This is a genomic window from Bacillus sp. EB600, assembly GCF_024494385.1.
GTDB lineage: Bacteria > Bacillota > Bacilli > Bacillales > Cytobacillaceae > JAEVLT01.
On record NZ_JAEVLT010000004.1, the window covers coordinates 77,894 to 95,403 of the forward strand.

Sequence of the window (17,510 nt, forward strand, 5' to 3'; positions counted from 1 at the left end):
ATATTCCTAATTTTTAGATTATTTTACCATATGTCAGAATAGAAAGTAATCTTATTACTATATTTATGTTGGTTTCGTCAAAATAAAAACCGAATCCTCAAGAAGATCCGGTTCAATTCGTATTTTTTGCTACTCTATACCCTGTTCTGCTATAAAACTTTTTCCAGTTTACAAACACTGCTGCCGTTATTCTCAATTCTCACCATTTTTGCGGTCATTTCTTTAAATTCCTGTTGCAGGGATCGTGCTAGGTTTTCCCCACTGCCCTTTTCAGTAAAGCACAGAACAGTAGGACCCGCACCACTTAACGCAATACCAAATGCCCCATGGCCTTTCGCTGCTTCCTCAATTCCCTGATAAAAAGGAATCAGTGAACGACGATACGGCTGGTGAAAAAGATCTAACTTCATCATTTTTCCAGCAAGAGTCCAATTTTCTTTTAGAAGGGCGGCAATTAATAAATTGCTCGTTGCTGAAGCCCGGACCGCCTCTTTATAGGCAAATGTTTCAGGTAAAACCTGGCGGGAAACCTTTGTTAATAATGTTTCGTGCGGAATCATTGCCACCATTTCAAAGGATAGTGTGGAAAATGAGATGAGGTCAACCTCGTTGTTTTGATAGCAGCCAACGACCAGTCCACCATAAAGAGAAGCACCCACATTATCCGGATGTCCTTCCATTTCAGTTGCAAGCTCAAGCTTTTCCTGCTTTGTTAATCCGAGTCCCCCCACTAAATCGGCCAGTTCAATCCCAGCAATGATCGCTGCAGCACTGGATCCAAGCCCCCTTGCCAATGGAATTTCACTTTCCATCGTTATTTTGCAGGCTGGTAAGGTTTTCTGATACTTTTCAGCTGTCTTTTTGGCCACCTTGCAGATAAAATGATTCTCATCCGTTGGAAAGTGGCTTAGTTCCTCATTTAAAGAGCGGATAAGCCATTTATCGTTTAACTCTATTTCTAGAGTTAAAAACAGATTGACTGCGATCCCTACTGAATCAAAGCCAGGTCCCAGGTTGGCGCTGCTGGCAGGTACCTTTATTAAATATCGTTCATTCGGGTTCAATGCTTGACAACTCCCCTTATATATTCGATAACTTATTATTTGCTATTTAAACCAGCTGAGCAATACTTCTACTTGCCCTAATCATCTCATAACTTAATTCCTCGTTCTACCCGGTACGAACTTTTGATTTGCTTCACTGCGTTCATATCCCTAAGTTCCTGTAAAATGGCCTGGTAATTCGTAAAGGAAGCATGGTGTGTAACTAGAACAATTTCAGCTACCTCATTTTTCTTAACCGGAAGCTGCAGTATTTTTTCGAAGCTGACACCATACTTGGCAAAAACAGTTGTAATGTCGGAAAATACACCCACTTCATCCTGTACATGGAGGCGGATAAAGTATTTCGCATATTTCTCTGAATCATCTTTTAGCTGCTTCGGATATTGCGGTGTGACTGCGCTGCGACCGTTCACTCCTAATCGCAAATTTTTCATGACGGCTACAACATCGGAAACGACTGATGTTGCCGTTGGCAGGCTGCCGGCTCCGGGACCGTAAAACATTGTTTCACCGACTGCTTCGCCATAGACGTAAACCGCATTATATTCATTTTGAACAGATGCGAGCGGATGGTCATCAGCTAAAAATGTTGGCTGAACACTAACCTCTACCTTTTCACCTTTACGATTGGCATAGCCAATTAGTTTCATTGTATAGCCAAGCTGTTTTCCATAGCTGATATCCTCTGCAGTAACCTGAGAAATTCCGCTTACTCGGACATCTGCTAAATCAATATGCATCGAAAAGCCTAATGTCGCTAAAATCGTCATTTTTCGTGCAGCATCTAAGCCTTCAACGTCTGAAGTTGGATCAGCCTCAGCAAATCCAAGTTCTTGAGCTTCTTTTAGAACTTCTTCATAAGCACGGCCCTCTTTGCTCATCTTTGTTAAGATATAGTTTGTTGTCCCGTTTACAATCCCCATCATTTTTGTTATATGATCAGATGCCAAGCCATCGACGAGACTTCTCAGAATAGGGATTCCGCCTGCAACACTTGCTTCATAAAATAGATCACAGCCATTTTCCGAAGCAACCCTTAATAACTCTGAGCCGTGAAGTGCCATTAAATCCTTATTGGCTGTTACAACATGTTTTCCCTTGCTTAGAGCTTTTAATAAGTATTCTTTCGTAATCCCCACACCACCCATTACTTCGATAACAACCTCGATATCTGGATCATCTAAAATCTCCTCAGAGCTAGTTGTTAGGATGTTTGGGTCCACATCCACACTACGCGATTTATTCAAGCTTTGAACAAGTACTTTTTTTATTACAACAGGACAACCTACCTGATGCATTAATTTATCCTGGTGATCGTTAATGATTTTCACTACTCCAGTACCAACCGTTCCTAATCCAAGTAAACCAATCGAAATAGCTTTCACAAATTTCCCTCCAAACTATTTGTCTATCCAACATGAACAATTGTTTATATATAGTAGACATTATATGACTCTCTTTGTTTTTTTTCAATAGTCAATTTAATCATCTAAAGAACGTGCAATCGCTTACTATATTAATATAAGTAGATTTACCATTTTTAAAAATATTTTGAATAAGCTTTATTGAATTACTTCTTTGTAAGTATTTACAATCTCGAAAGGCTGGTTGTAGAAAATCCTGTATATTCAACTAAAATACTGAGTTACTTTTTTCAAAATATCAAGTATATTATAATAAGTTTAGAAACTTTTCACAAATCAAAATGATTTATCACTACTATAACAAAGCGGGCCAAGGGGGGCAGGATTTTACTATGTATAAAGTGTTAGTAACCGACGGAATTAGCGATTCCGGTTTAAAAAGTCTTTATAACCATCCAAACTTTATTATTGTACGGCAGCCAACTTTGCCAATAGAAGAGCTTGCAAAGATTATTGGTGAGTATGATGCCCTGATTGTCCGCAGCCAAACCAAAGTAACAAGTGAGCTTCTCGAAACCGCTGGCCGGCTCCATGTGATTGCCAGAGCTGGTGTTGGTGTCGATAATATTGATGTAAATGCGGCAACAAAAAAAGGAATTATTGTTATTAATGCACCAGGGGCCAACACGATTGCCGCTACGGAACATACGCTGGCGATGATGCTTGCCCTGGCAAGAAAAATCCCCCAGGCTTATAAAGTTACAGTGGGCGGGGTCTGGGACCGCAACTCCTTTAAAGGTGTTGAATTGTACAAAAAATACCTGGGTATTATCGGGATGGGTAAAATCGGAACAGAGGTTGCAAAACGGGCGAAAAGCTTTGGTATGAACATTTTGGGATATGATCCTTATCTTTCTTCAGAAAGGGCAAAGAAATTAGGTATCCAAAAAGCAAACCTGGATACGATTGCCCGCGAATCTGACTTTATTACCCTTCATACTCCATTAACAAATGAGACAAGAAATTTAATCAATGAAGACTATCTGAACAAAACGAAAAAAGGCGTGCGCTTTATCAATTGTGCCCGCGGTGGAATTATTGACGAGAAAGCCTTGGTTAACGCAATCCAGTCGGGACATGTCGCTGGAGCAGCGCTTGATGTTTTCTCTAAGGAACCTGTTACAGATCCGGAATTACTTGAAAATCCTAACATTATCGTGACACCCCACCTCGGTGCCTCAACGATTGAAGCACAGGAAAAGGTAGCACAAGAGGTTAGTGCAGAAATTATTGACATTTTTGAAACCAAATCAGTGACAAATGCAGTCAATATGCCGCAAATGTCAGGTGAGACACAACAAAAAATGAAGCCATATTTACTTCTTGGTGAACAGATTGGAAAGCTGGTTGTTCCATTATTGAAAATGGCGCCTAAGAAGATTGAAATAAATTATTTCGGTGAACTGATCGAAGAAGATACAGATTTATTAACCCGGACAATGGTTAAAGGAGTCCTATCCCACCATTTAAGCGACTCTGTCAATCTTATTAATGCTTTCCACCTTTTAAAAGAGCAGGGGGTATCCTACAATGTTCAAAAGAATGCCTCTAATATAGGTTTTGCCAATTATATGGAGTTAACCGTATCAAGTGGAAGCCATACTGCCACTATTGGCGCAACCGTCCTAAATGGTTATGGAGCAAGAATTGTGAAAATTAACAGCTACCGCATTGATGTAAGACCTGAGAAATTCATGTTATATATTAAACACCAAGATATACCGGGCATGATTGGTAAAGTTGGGTCACTTTTAGGCGATTACCAAATCAATATTGGTACAATGCAGGTAGGCAGAACGATAGTTGGCGGGGAAGCACTCATGGTATTAACTCTTGATAAAACGTTAGATGCTGGAGTCATTGACGCTCTTACGAAAATCAAAGGCTTAGAAGAAGCGCAAGTTCTTGAATTAGAAAACGCTGATTCAGTCTTTCCGGATTAAGACAGGTAGCTGTAAAAAATCTATTTTGTTATGTTCCAAAAAAGGGATTGCGAACAAATTCGCAATCCCTTTTTTAATCCTTAAATGAGTCAACCAAATCTTTAACCTCTACTACTGTATCAAGTATATATTCCGCGCCATTCTCTTCAAACTCACTCCTGGCATCCTGTCCGGATAAACCTGTTAATACCGCTGCAAACAGGCAACCCATTTCTCTTGCCGCCAATAAATCTGCTAATGAATCACCAACAATTAAAACTTCATTACCCTTTTCAAGAGGTAATTTTGTTTGAATACACTCTGAAGAAGTATGTTGTTTACCCAGCAATGCCATCACATACGTAAATGGGTTTGGTTTGGAAAGGGACATACCCTTTGGAACTTCATTTTCTGCCTTCAATACGTCATCCGCAGTAACAATATGATTACCATCAAAATATTTTAGCCAATCTAAATGGATGAATGGCTGAACGGTTTCAAGCTCTGGGCGGCCCGTCCCAATCCCAATTGAAATCCCCATATTAATCAGGTATTGAAATAATTTGCCCATTTCTTGTGAAGGACATGTCGTCGCTTCATTGGCCAAGAAACCTTTTTTGCCAAGCTGCACGGATGGTCTGCCTGTTGATGCCACTATGTGTTCATCACCAACATACCATTCCTGGGAAGCATGCTCACATTCAGACCAGAGCGCACCTTTTCCGGAAAAAACAGTCGTCTCAATTCCTAATTTTTCATAAGCTAGAACGTTAAGATGGTCCATTAAGCCCTGCTTTGTTTCTGCTGACTTTTGAAAATCTTCATTAAATAACCCAAAGTTTAATGTCACAGTATATTTACTTAAAACTGCTGCTATTTCTAACAAAGCTTTTCGATTAATTTCTTTCCCCAGCCACTGTTCAATTTGCTTGGATTCTGATTCTTTTACTTGTGATAATAGATGGATGAGCTGATAACAAAACGTTAAATAGATCATATCCCAATTTGCATTAAGGCCGCGTGATTTTTGCAGCTCTAAAACAGTATCATTGTTAAATACATTCTCCCTAATTGCGGCAATTTCAGTTTCACTATAGTTCGTTTTGAACTGGTCTGGCATCAATCCTAAGTAATTTTTACTAATCAACATTTCCCAAACTGTCAGTGCGGACGCATCAAAATAATGTTCCTCACTAAGCAGAACACCATCTACATCAAACAAGATTGTCTTAATCATAGTCTTCCTCATTTCTTCTATTGCTTTCACACTTTCATTCACTATAGAAATTCGCTTCTATTTAATACTATTACTATAAATGAAATAATCCTCGATGAGAAGAAAAAAAATTTCCGAAAATTCCGGTTGCTGTAAGTTGAGAATAATTGACATCTTTTTGAGAAGTGAAATAAAGGTTTCAGTTTATAATATAGAAAAAAGCTAGCCCTTTTCTGGACTAACTTCCTTAACCATTATCTTGCGAAACGGTGATTTCCAATTGTAACTACCACATGACGGGATAAGATCCAAGAGCTTGTTGAAGTTCGAGGATTATAGAAAAATAAAGATCCATTACCTCTTCCACTAAAAGCTATTGCTTCATTAACTGCTTTTTTGGAAGCAGCATCTGCTGGCTGATTAATCCGACCGTCCTGGACGGGCGTGAATGCATAATGTCCATTCGAAATTTGATAGATGACTCCAGAGATTGAGTTCGGGAAGTCGGGACTTTTTACTCGATTTAAAATGACCGTTGCAACTGCGACTTTCCCAGCGTAAGGTTCTCCTACTGCCTCTGCATGAACAAGTCGTGCCATTAGTTCTTTATCTGCTGCTGAAATAGGAGAATTAGGGATTACTAGATTTGCTCCTGCATTGAGTGCAGAACTAGTTGCATTATTTGCTGCCATTAAAGTATTTACAGGTACTCCGTAATTTGTTGCAACCTTCCAGTATGTTTCACCATATTGTACTTTGTGTGTTGTTGTTGCTGCTTCTGATTTAATATTCAACGTTAATGCTGACATTGATAAAATTAACCCAGTAGCAATTACTAGTTTTTTAAATTTATTCATGTGTTACCTCCTAGTAGTTGTCCTGTTGTCTATACTACTAGGCTATCAGCTGTAACATACTCTTTCATTGACCAAAATATGGAATGAAAAAAGGAGATTGCTGGATATATTGCTACTAAGCTATTTCTCTAGCAAATGGGATTTTCTACCGCTCTTGCATTTTTCCCTAAAAAATAGTAAACATACCAGATTACAACTGCTTTATTACACAACATTTCAGGAAGATTACGTACCTACAGGAACCGAAAAATCAGTATCTAAACTGTCTAACGACCTAGTTAGAACGTGTACATGAACATTCCAGCGACCAGCCATGTTAAGATACATTCCTTGAATTTGAAATTGACCATTTTTCACTTTTTGGATCGTAATCGTATTTTCACCCATGTCCATCTCTTTTGAAGTGAACGTAAGGGACGCTTGTTCAATATTCGTTATTGGCTTTCCATTATTATCTTTTACGATAACATTAAACCTATTTGGCCCGCTAACATTTGGCCCGATCTTTAAGGAAATGGTATGATTATTTTCCACCGTTTTTGTTCCATTAAATGGACCAGGGGCTGACATGGCTGTTGGTAGATTTGTTAAAATAACAGCTACCGCTAAAACAACGAAACCCGTTATAACTTCCCCCCATAGTAAAGCCTTCCAGCCATATCCACTGCCTTTTCTTCCTTTTAAAGAATTCCGGAATGCAAATACAAGCAAGATAACAAAGAGGATCACCTTTCCAACTAACAGCCTCCCATAATTCGTATGAAAGAGCGAGTTGAAGGTTGGGACATACAAAAAGCTGCTATAAACACCGGTAGCCGCTAAAACAAGTACCGTTAACACTCCCCACGGAAAATATAAATGAATCAAGCCCCTGAAGAAAACTTTTCCTTCCTCTTTCTTCCGCAAAGGTAGTAAGGTCACCATTGCTATGATGCTTCCGATCCAAATAGATGCACTTACCAAATGTAATGTGTCCATTGTGATCGCTAGATACTTATTTGTTGCCGTAGATGCGTGGCTAGTTATCGCCTTTCCTGCTAGTAAACTAATGCCTAGGACAAAAGATATCCATAAGGATAATGGACTTTTTTTAGCAAAAGAACGAGAGGATAAGATGGCTAATAAAACAAGCACCGTAAATTGAACCAGCCAAACCTTTCCAAACGAAGAATTTAGTAATAGAGCCTTTAATATGGAAGGATTCCATACTTCCATCCAGGACAAATTAACTTGGATCACAGCTTGTAATGGTAAACTTACTAAAATACTTAAACATAACAAAATGTATGCAAAGTTGACTATTTTTCGGTAACGCTTCTCTATCGAAGCGCTCCGTAAGCTCCCTCTTGGTAAAATGCATAGATAAAAAAAGAGCATACCTACATAAATCGAGCTGCTAATATACTGAGCCCACCGAATGATAATGAGATCAAGATGTGGGATATATCCTGTTGTTTTTGACTTTAGGACTGGATTATTCTTACTAGCACTTCCGATTTCAAACGGAATCACACCATCGACTGGATGTCCATCGCCGGACACTACTTTCCAGCTTATATTGTAAATTCCAGCCGGCAGGCCAGGTTTTAAACTCGCTTCAATAACTCTTGAATTATTATTGCGAATATGACCGTTCCCTTTGTCAACTCGTTTTCCATTCCGATCGAAGACATGAAAAGAATAAAAGGCTGGTTGAATTTCCTCATTGAACTCAATGCTTATTTTCTTCGGAGGCTGGTTAAGATTCTGGTTGTCAGCGGGGAAAGATTTTATTATATAAGCATGTGCTGAAGATAAGGCTGGGAAGGAAAAGACCACGATTATGATTGTTAGTATAAACAGGAATATTTGCTTATAAAATTTCATTTCTCACCCTTCTACGTAAGAGCAGTTTCATAGAATTCTCTATCTTTTTTCTCATCATACGAAATTCCAGCAATATAAACAACATAATATTGTTAGTTATATCTAATAAGCCTAAAAAAACACCACCCAGTAGAAACTGGATGATGTTTTCTGTTTTGTTTTAGTTTTTTCTGTTATTCCTTGCAAGAATAACTAGACAGATTGTAATAATGGTGAAAGCAGTAAAGGCCATCATCGGAATCGTAATAAAGCCGAGCCAATTCAGGTAATCCTTTGAGCAAGGCACTCCTGATTTACACATTTCAAACTGTTGGAGATAGGGTATTTTTTGCAAGGCAATATGATACCCAGAGATAATCATTCCGATAATAGAGAGCGGCAACGTGTATCTGAATATCCCCTGATCGTTTCGATAAAAAGCAATCCCAAGAATAATTGCTAATGGGTACATAAAAATCCGCTGATACCAGCAAAGTGTACAAGGGATAAAATTAAGTACCTCACTAAAGTACAAGCTGCCCAAAGTTGCGATGATGGCTGCAAGCCAGGAGAGTACTAAAGATTTATTCATGTTATTTCTCCTTTGCTGCTTGATCCACCATATTTTTTAAGTCATCAATCGTCTTTCCATCAAACAGTTTTCCATTTACAAAAATGGTTGGTGTTCCCGTGACATTTAGCTTCGCAGCAAGGTCCATATCCTTTTGCCAGGCGGCATCGGATTTTTTTGCATTGAAGTCCTGAACGACCTTGTTCACATCTTCATCACTAGCAACTTCTTTTAAAGTGTCGGTAAGAAATTTCTCGTCATAAACATCCATTTTTTCATATTTGCTGTCTTCAGGCTGTTTTTTATACAAAAGATCATGGAATTTCCAAAATGTTTGATTTCCAAGTACTGCATAAACGGACTCAGCAAATTTTGCTGAACGGATTGAATCATTATAAATGAAGGAATCATTGAAAAAATATAATTTCGCCTTACCTGTATCGACAAGCTCTTGTTTAACGATTGGGATAACTGTCTCGTTGAAATTTTTGCAGTTTGGACATTTGTAGTCCCCAAACTCAATAATCGAAACGGGTGCTGAACTTTTACCTTGATATGGCTGATTGGTGTAATCAATCTTTGCCTGCTGGGTTGTATTGTCTTGTTTTTGATGGTTGCCTAAAAAAATGAAGCCAATGATAATCACAGCTACTAAACCGATCATCCAGAAAACAAACTTCGAGGATGAATTAGAAGCTTTTTTAGAATGATTGTTGCTATTTGCCATACCTTTCAACACCTCAATATTTTACTGTTATTTTGCGTCCAGCTCCAGTCCATGGGTTTTCTAAACAGGCGCTCGCGCTTTTGCTCTTAATAATAGGGATTTAAATGAATTAACACTTCTTCAATATTAGTATACTTTTTCATTAGTGTAAATTTTATTTCTGTGGCAAGATCGTGTCCTTCCTTTATCGTTTTGTCATGATCAATGGATATTCTCACATCAACCATTATGTAGTGTCCATGTTCTCTTGCCCGGACTTTATCAACCCTTTTTACTTCTTTAAATTGAGCGATTATTTTGTTAAGGTCGGCGAGAACATCTCCATTTATATTCCGCTCAAGCAAAATATTAAATGATTCCACCAATATCCCGACCCCCATTTTCAAAATTAATACTGCGACTATTATACTAGCGACTTTGTCGCTATAAAGTAACCAGCTGCTATTCATCGTTAAACCAATATGAGCAAGAACAACTCCGATTGCTGCTGTAAACGATGCAGCAATGTCCGCTTTATGATCCAGAGCGATTGCTTCGATCGCTTTACTCTTAAATTGCTTTGCCTTTTTCAGTGAAAACCGGTAAAGGTATTGCTTAATTCCAAACGACAGAATTGCTACGTATAAAGTTAGGATGCTCGGAGCCTGAAACGGTTCAATCAAGCCGATTAGTCCCTCATAGCCTAAATAAAAGGAAACAAGGATTAACAATATCCCGACGATTCCTGAGGATATTACCTCAGCCTTCCCATGACCGTATGGATGGTCCTCATCCGCAGGTTTATTTGAAATCTTGATGATAAACAAGGCAATGACTGAAGTAAAAACATCCGTACCCGAATGAATACCGTCAGCAAAAACGGCATCACTATTTCCAAACCAGCCTATGATGATCTTTCCAATTGCCAATACAGCGTTACTGTAAGCACTAATCAATAATACCTTTTTCGATATAGCTTCACGCGTTTCCACATTCACTCACCTCAAGAAAAGCACACAAAAATAGAAGGTTCTTCTAACCTTAAACCATACTTAAAGATCTTAACAAACAAAAGTTGGGTGAGTCTAGGGAAAAATTTTTTACCGAATAAAGGATTTTAGACCATTTAAAACTATTTTATATTCTGGCAAATAAGTTGGTTTTGAGAAAAATGCGACCTTTTTTGACAAATCATTCTTCATTTCTATTGCATTCTGTTTGCCCCCTGATTAATGGATTGTTATAATATAATATAATTCAATTCCGAATTTTTATAATATTACGTTTATATAAGCTGTATGCCTCCTTTTTTTTATCATAAATCTTATTGATTACTATATTACTTTTTGCGAGGTGCCTTTATTGATTGGACTAAAAAAAGAATGCTGTGAGGTTTTTCCGATTATTGTTCCTAATGCCTCATTCTCATTAAAAACTGTCAATTTCTATTTAGTTAAACAGGAAAATTCCCTTTCACTCATTGATGCCGGCTGGAACAATACGGCATGCTGGGAAGCTTTAAACACTACACTGAAGAAAAACGGATTCAAACTAAGTGATTTAACGGAAATTATTTTAACCCATCACCATATTGACCATATCGGATTGGTTAACAGGATTGTTTCAGAGCATCCTATTCCCGTTTATACCCACCCTGATTCCATTCCCCGCTTAAAAAGGGATAAAGACTTCCTTGAAATGCGCGCAGAATTTTATGCAAAGCTGTACCATCAGATGGGCTGCGGCCAAGTTGGTGAAGCAAGGGTTGCGTATTTAAGGAAAGCAATTGTTACAAAAAAGGATGAAGCTATTGAAGGGGATATCTCAGCGATTAGGGATAATACGTTGTTAAACTTTCAGGTTATTAATGTCCCAGGACATGCTCCGGACCAGCTCGCCTTTTTGGATCAAAGGGAAAATAGGCTGTTTGGTGGTGATTTATTAATTGAACATATATCAAGTAATGCCCTGGTTGAACCCGACTCACTTGGAAACAGAATTCCTTCGCTTTCCCAGCATATTGACTCCTTAACGAAACTCTTGGAATTAGATGTTAATTTGGTTTTTTCCGGTCATGGGGAGCCGATTAAAAATCCAAGTGCCTTAACACTGAAAAGACTGGAACGTATCGAGGCAAAAGGAGATCGGCTGACCCAGCTTATCCAATCTGGAATTACAACGGCGAGTGAAATAGCGTTCGTCAATTACAAAAATATCTACTATGAGCAATTTGATCTTGTAATGTCTGAAATTATCGGTCATTTGGATTATTTAGAATCAAAAAGAAGAATTGAAAAGGAGCTTGTAAAAGGGGTCTGGCACTATAAGGTACTGCAAAAGTAGGAACCCGAAAAAGTCAATTTTCAATTAAATATGGATCATGAATATACATGATCCATTTTACTTATTAACACTTATTCATTAATTATCATCACTGTAGAAACGACACTTGCTGCTTTTTTCTCATTTTGAAATAAATCAGCAAGTACATATACTACTTTCTTTCCCATTCTTTCAACCTTAGCCTCAACTACTACCTCTCCTGTTAAAACCGGTCTATGAAAGGTAGTGTGTAAATCAATAGAGGTAAACATTTGTTCTGCATCCAGTTTAGAAGCAATCGCATATGCCATCATGATGTCAGCGGCAGAAGCAACAAACCCCCCCATCGCAACACCAATTCCATTTATAAACTTTTCATCAACTGTCCATATGCCGCGCGCCACGCCATTATGAGCATAGGTTGCCTTAATCTGTAAAGTCAAATCACAATTTGGTGGCTGTTCCCCGTCTGTAACAATTTTCATTAGATCTATTTTTTTGTTTATTTCCCCCATTACGAAAGCCCCCATGTCTTGGATAATTGTCCCGGTAATTAGCAGGAATTAATATGTGAAATGATTTAAACGATCCTCCATAACCTTTCGTGCATGATGAATCATTCCGTCGAATAATTCCTTTACAGTAGGAATATCTTCAATGAGCCCTGCAATTTGCCCGCTATTCATAAATCCATTGTCACTATTACCTCGAATTGCTCCATTAATATGATAGTCTTCCGATGTCATCTCACGATATTTTTCCAGCGGCAGGCCAGCCCGCTCCTGTTCAATAATTTGTCTCGCATAGGCTGACTTTAATACTCTACGTACCTGCCCCACGGAACGGCCTAAAATGACTGTTTCATTGTCAGCTGCCTCAACCAATCTTTGTTTATAGTCAGCGTGAAATGGTGCTTCCTTTGTTGCGATCAAGCGGGTGCCAAGCTGCACGCCTGCCGCACCAAGCATAAGTGCTGCTGCCAATCCCTTTCCATCAGCTATTCCCCCTGCAGCCAGTACGGGAACAGACACGTGTTGACTGATTTGTGGAATAAGCGTAAATGTTGTTAATTCTAGATTGGAATTTATACCCGCCGCTTCAAATCCTTCTGCAACTAACACATCTGCCCCTGCTGCTTCGGCTTTTTGAGCATGTTTGACTGATGCAACAATGGCAATCACTACGATGTTGTTGGCGTGCAAAAGCGGGATATATGGAGCCGGATTACCCGCGGATAATGACACCACTGGGATTTCATGTTTTATGATAAGCTCAATTAATTCATTCGTATACGGACTGACCGTAATCGGGATATTCACTGCAAAGTTATTTCCCGTTTTTTCTTTCGTTTCCAATATAATTTTTTCCACTTGGGAGGGTGTCATTGTTCCACACCCAATCGTGCCAAGGCCCCCTGCCTCAGATACTGCCGCAGTTAGCTGGGAATTGCTTATATTTCCCATTCCGCCTTGAATAATTGGATATTTGATAGAAAGGAGTTTACAGAGATCGTACATCATGTTCATTCACCTCTTAATCATTGATTATTAGCATTAAGATAATTCGGACTTTTTCGCAATTATTCCAATCTAGAACAAAGCAGCTCTCGGTTAGAAATGACGAAAGCTGCTTGTTTTATTGAGTAATATATGGATGCTGTTTAGCATCGTATGATTCATCTTTCTTCCATAAATCATTATTTTCTTGAAAAACGCTTTCGAAAAAGCGACTGGCTGGTTCTGCGAGAATCTGATAATATTGGTTAAATAATGTGGCTGCAAGCGTTCCATTCCAATTATCCGGTAAAAGTTCTTTAGGAAGCCCTGGATCAATAAATAAAAATTTCCGATAATGATGAACAAGCTTTGTCCGTTCCACAAAGCATTCAGCATCCGTCATTTTCCCTTGGTTAATAATGCTTTGGTGGGCGATATACTTTTTGCTGCACCTTACAATAAATTCTTCATATTTATCGATAATTTGATCTAAGGGCCAGCTTTTTTCAACAAGTGTTTTATTGTCCTTTGGACCTATATATTCTGAAAGAAACAAGTCAACATACTCGCTAATATTATATTTTTCAATGAGAAGCTTCACTTCTTTTTTTAAGCTGTTTGGTGAAATCCAGCAGCCGTTTGAAAAACTGCCAAAACCGCTCCACAATAATTCTTGCCGCAGTTCATCACGAATGTGCCGCTTTTCTTCAGGAATCGTATACATTAAAATCCGCCATTTTCCGTCCCAGTCATTTGGTTTTAATTTAAAGATTCGGTTGGCTGCTTCCTCAATACGGGCTACACCTTGGTCCGTAAGAAAATAATAGCTCTTATTTCCCTGTTTTTCCGATTGAATCCAGCCTTGCTTTAACATTCGTGAAACAGCTACACGTACAGCCTGTTCATTGTGGCCAAATTCCTTTAGCAAACTGATCAAACTGCCAATCCAGATTTTATTTCCGTAGTGGCGAATATAATCACCGTAGATCGTAAAGATCATCGAACGGGTTTTTTCCCCCATATTTCTCACCTCCATTTTTGATTGGATATAACATTATTCAAACGTTAGTTAATAATATATTATATATTTTCCTATAGGTACGCAAGACTATTTACCTGAAAATTTTGGTTTTCTGCGTTCACTAAATGCATTAAGTGCCTCAAGTCTATCTTCTGTCGGGATCGTAAGCTCATAGGCCTTTGCTTCAATTTCCAGACCTGTTTGCAAATCGGTATTAATACCTCTTGTTATGGCGTATTTCGCTTGTTTAATGGCAACCGGGCCATTTTTCATCATTTCCGCAGCAAATTGCTGGCAGGCAGGAATCAGTTCATCTTGGTGAACGACCTTCAGGACAATCCCTAAATCAAGTGCTTCCTCAGCTGACAATTTTTTTGCAGTAAAAATCAATTCTTTTGCCTTCATTTCACCAATTAATCTTGGCAATCTCTGCGTACCACCCGCTCCTGGGATAATTGCCCAGCTTGTTTCTGTTAGTCCCATTGAGACCCCTTGGGCGGCGATGGCAAAATCGCATGATAAAAGCCACTCAAAACCTCCGCCAAGTGCATATCCATTTACCGCTGCAATTGTCGGCTGCGGCAGCAGGGCAATGCTGTTAAATACATCCCGTATCGCTTTCACATTCCTTTTTGTTTCTGTTTCAGATAATGTTTTTCTTTCTTTTAAATCGGCTCCGGCACTAAATGCTTTGCTGCCTGCTCCTGTAAAAATAACCACGTGAACATCTTGGTTTAAGGATATAGCATGAACGATTTCTTGAAGTTCAAATAGTGTATCATAATTAAAACAATTTAAAACATCAGGACGATTCACTGTTACGTAACCAATATGATTCTCAACTTGAAATAAAACGTTTGCCATAAAAAAAACCTCACCTTCATTTTTTAAAGAATAGCCCCTATTTAGATAGAACTAAATAAGGGCTTTAAAATTACTCTTCGATATTTTCAATGATGGCGGCTATTCCCTGACCGACACCAACACACATTGTTGCAAGCCCATATTGTACATTTCTCTTTTTCATTTCATGGACAAGCGTGGTTAAAATTCGAGCACCGCTGGCACCCAATGGATGTCCAAATGCAATCGCACCGCCATTGACATTGACCTTTTCCTGATCAAGCTTTAATTGGCGCATGCATTCAATTGATTGGGACGCAAAGGCTTCATTTAACTCGATCAGGCCAAGATCGTCAACTGTCAGATTCGCCCTGCTGAGTGCTTTCCTTGTAGCATAAATCGGACCAAGGCCCATGACTGTCGGCTCAAGACCTGCCACGGCTCCAACAACATATTTTGCTAGAGGCTTTAAGCCTAATTCTTTTGCTTTTTCTGCACTCATTAACAGCAAAGCAGAAGCGCCATCATTTACACCAGAGGCATTTCCCGCAGTAACGGTACCGCCTTCAAATATTGGTCTTAATTTTGCTAGCTTTTCTAAAGTCGTATCCGGACGGGGATGCTCATCTTGACGAATCACGATCTCATTGCCCTTCCGATCTTTAAACTTAACAGGGACAATTTCATTTGCAAAGCGCTCATTTTCCATTGCCTTTGCCGCTTTTTGCTGGCTTTGAACGGCAAACTCATCTTGTTCTTCCCGGGAAACGGAACAGCGCTGTGCGACATTTTCTGCTGTTTTCGGCATCGTTTCAGCACCGTACATTTTTTCTAGCACTTTGTTTGTAAAGCGCCAGCCAATCGTTGTATCCTGAAGTTCCATTGACCCTCTTGGAAAATCTGCTTCCGGCTTCGCCATGACGAAAGGTGCTCTTGTCATGCTTTCCGTTCCACCGGCAATATAAATATCTCCTTCGCCGACTGCAATCGATCTAGCCGCATAAATAACAGCATCAAGACCTGATCCACAAAGCCGGTTGATCGTCGTTCCGCCGACACTTACTGGTAAGCCAGCAAGCAGTCCGGACATTCTGGCCACATTCCGATTATCTTCCCCAGCTTGGTTGGCGTTGCCAAAAATAACATCTTCAATTTGCTCGGGCGGAAGCTGCGGATTTCTTTCAAGAAGAGCTTTAATAACGATTGCCCCCAGATCATCCGGTCGTACAGTTTTTAGAGCACCCTTATACCTGCCAATTGGAGTTCTAACAGCATCTACGATTACTACTTCGTTCATTTTTTCACCAGCTCTTCTTTTTTTGTATAGTCATAAACACCTTTACCTGATTTACGTCCTAATCTTCCTGCAGCAACATACTGCTCAAGTAATGGAGCCGGACGGTATTTTTCTCCGAGCTTTTCGTGCAAATAGCGTAAATTATTTAAGCGTGCATCTAACCCGACAAGGTCAACCAGTTCAAATGGCCCCATTGGATAATTCAAGCCAAGCTTGATGGCTTTATCAATTTCCTCCGGTGTTCCAAGTCCCTCCTGCAGCATGTAAAAAGCTTCATTCCCAACTAAACAGCTGATTCGGCTTGTGACGAAGCCTGGAAATTCGTTGATTACAACCGTTTCTTTACCCATCTGCTCCGCTACGTTTCTAACCGTTGCCGCTGTTTCGTCACTAGTTTCCAAACCACGGACAATTTCAACAAGCGGCATTTTATGTACCGGATTAAAAAAGTGCATCGCAATCGTCTGTTCAGCCCGTTTTCCGTAAGAAGCAATCTCGGTCGGACTCATCGTGGATGTATTGGTAGCAAACAGGCAGTGAGCAGGAGCAAATTGCTCAATCGTTTCAAATACCTGTTTTTTAATTTCAGCCTTTTCAGGCACAGCCTCAATAATCAGATCAGCTGAAGATGAAGCCTTTGGTAAATCACTTAAATAGGTTAGATTGGTTTGGATAAGTAATTCTTGTTCAGCAGTAATTTTTCCGCGCTCGCGTCCTTTTGCAATAATTATATTTAGTTCCCCTTCAGCACTCTTTAGCGCATTTTCATTCACATCCACCAATGTAACGGAAAATCCACCAAGTGCTCCGACATATGCAATCCCGCGTCCCATTACGCCGGAACCGACAACAACGATATTTTTCATTCTCCTGTCCCTCCTTTTAAGGTAAAAAGAGTACGAATGAGCCGTAAAGCCCCATTCGTA

16 protein-coding genes are annotated in these 17,510 nt (G+C 39.4%); 2 read left to right on the forward strand and 14 right to left on the reverse strand.

Going from position 1 to position 17,510, the window contains the following annotated elements:
* Positions 1–149: 149 nt before the first annotated feature.
* Together thrB and JN080_RS06265 are read right to left on the reverse strand one after the other, a co-directional pair.
* Positions 150–1,064 carry a homoserine kinase gene (gene thrB / locus JN080_RS06260; protein ID WP_256235068.1) on the reverse strand — a complete coding sequence of 305 codons (915 nt, stop codon included), beginning with the start codon at positions 1,062–1,064 and terminating at the stop codon, positions 150–152.
* Between the two features lie 86 nt (positions 1,065–1,150).
* Entirely contained in the window at positions 1,151–2,449 is a 1,299-nt protein-coding gene (locus tag JN080_RS06265) for a homoserine dehydrogenase (protein ID WP_256235069.1), read from the reverse strand.
* A gap of 371 nt (positions 2,450–2,820) precedes the next feature.
* Between JN080_RS06265 and serA the strand changes: the two genes are divergently transcribed.
* Positions 2,821–4,431: a phosphoglycerate dehydrogenase gene (gene serA, locus JN080_RS06270; protein ID WP_256235070.1), complete on the forward strand. Its 1,611-nt coding sequence runs from the start codon at positions 2,821–2,823 to the stop codon at positions 4,429–4,431.
* Positions 4,432–4,504: 73 nt separating this feature from the next.
* On the opposite strand, the gene JN080_RS06275 is transcribed toward serA, so the two are convergent.
* The 6 genes from JN080_RS06275 to JN080_RS06300 all read right to left on the reverse strand — a co-directional run bounded on the left by JN080_RS06275 (position 4,505) and on the right by JN080_RS06300 (position 10,597).
* Positions 4,505–5,647, reverse strand: a complete 1,143-nt coding sequence (locus JN080_RS06275) for an HAD family hydrolase (protein ID WP_256235071.1) — start codon at positions 5,645–5,647, stop codon at positions 4,505–4,507.
* A 233-nt stretch (positions 5,648–5,880) separates the two neighbouring features.
* Entirely contained in the window at positions 5,881–6,483 is a 603-nt protein-coding gene (locus JN080_RS06280) for a cell wall hydrolase (protein ID WP_256235072.1), read from the reverse strand.
* A 225-nt stretch (positions 6,484–6,708) separates the two neighbouring features.
* On the reverse strand, positions 6,709–8,349 hold the full coding sequence (locus JN080_RS06285; protein WP_256235073.1) for a copper resistance protein CopC: 1,641 nt from the start codon (positions 8,347–8,349) through the stop codon (positions 6,709–6,711).
* Between the two features lie 160 nt (positions 8,350–8,509).
* Positions 8,510–8,920, reverse strand: a complete 411-nt coding sequence (locus tag JN080_RS06290) for a disulfide oxidoreductase (protein ID WP_256235074.1) — start codon at positions 8,918–8,920, stop codon at positions 8,510–8,512.
* A 1-nt stretch (position 8,921) separates the two neighbouring features.
* Positions 8,922–9,626, reverse strand: a complete 705-nt coding sequence (locus tag JN080_RS06295; protein ID WP_256235075.1) for a DsbA family protein — start codon at positions 9,624–9,626, stop codon at positions 8,922–8,924.
* An 86-nt stretch (positions 9,627–9,712) separates the two neighbouring features.
* Positions 9,713–10,597, reverse strand: a complete 885-nt coding sequence (locus tag JN080_RS06300; protein ID WP_256235076.1) for a cation diffusion facilitator family transporter — start codon at positions 10,595–10,597, stop codon at positions 9,713–9,715.
* Between the two features lie 361 nt (positions 10,598–10,958).
* Here JN080_RS06300 and JN080_RS06305 point away from each other — a divergent pair, with 361 nt between their 5' ends.
* On the forward strand, positions 10,959–11,948 hold the full coding sequence (locus JN080_RS06305) for an MBL fold metallo-hydrolase (protein WP_256235077.1): 990 nt from the start codon (positions 10,959–10,961) through the stop codon (positions 11,946–11,948).
* A gap of 71 nt (positions 11,949–12,019) precedes the next feature.
* Here JN080_RS06305 and JN080_RS06310 read toward each other — a convergent pair whose 3' ends face one another.
* The 6 genes from JN080_RS06310 to JN080_RS06335 form a co-directional block, all read right to left on the reverse strand.
* Positions 12,020–12,442 carry a PaaI family thioesterase gene (locus JN080_RS06310; protein WP_256235078.1) on the reverse strand — a complete coding sequence of 141 codons (423 nt, stop codon included), beginning with the start codon at positions 12,440–12,442 and terminating at the stop codon, positions 12,020–12,022.
* A 48-nt stretch (positions 12,443–12,490) separates the two neighbouring features.
* Positions 12,491–13,444: an NAD(P)H-dependent flavin oxidoreductase gene (locus JN080_RS06315; RefSeq protein WP_256235260.1), complete on the reverse strand. Its 954-nt coding sequence runs from the start codon at positions 13,442–13,444 to the stop codon at positions 12,491–12,493.
* Positions 13,445–13,562: 118 nt separating this feature from the next.
* The gene (gene paaX / locus JN080_RS06320) at positions 13,563–14,444 is read right to left on the reverse strand and encodes a phenylacetic acid degradation operon negative regulatory protein PaaX (protein WP_256235079.1); all 882 of its coding nucleotides are present in this window, start codon (positions 14,442–14,444) and stop codon (positions 13,563–13,565) included.
* Between the two features lie 87 nt (positions 14,445–14,531).
* Positions 14,532–15,308, reverse strand: coding sequence for an enoyl-CoA hydratase-related protein (locus tag JN080_RS06325; RefSeq protein ID WP_256235080.1), 777 nt, complete (start codon positions 15,306–15,308; stop codon positions 14,532–14,534).
* A gap of 70 nt (positions 15,309–15,378) precedes the next feature.
* Positions 15,379–16,584: an acetyl-CoA C-acyltransferase gene (locus JN080_RS06330; RefSeq protein ID WP_256235081.1), complete on the reverse strand. Its 1,206-nt coding sequence runs from the start codon at positions 16,582–16,584 to the stop codon at positions 15,379–15,381.
* A complete protein-coding gene (locus tag JN080_RS06335) occupies positions 16,581–17,450 on the reverse strand; it encodes a 3-hydroxyacyl-CoA dehydrogenase (RefSeq protein WP_256235082.1) in 870 nt (289 codons plus the stop codon). Before JN080_RS06335 ends, JN080_RS06330 begins: the two co-directional genes overlap by 4 nt.
* Between the last annotated feature and the right edge of the window lie 60 nt (positions 17,451–17,510).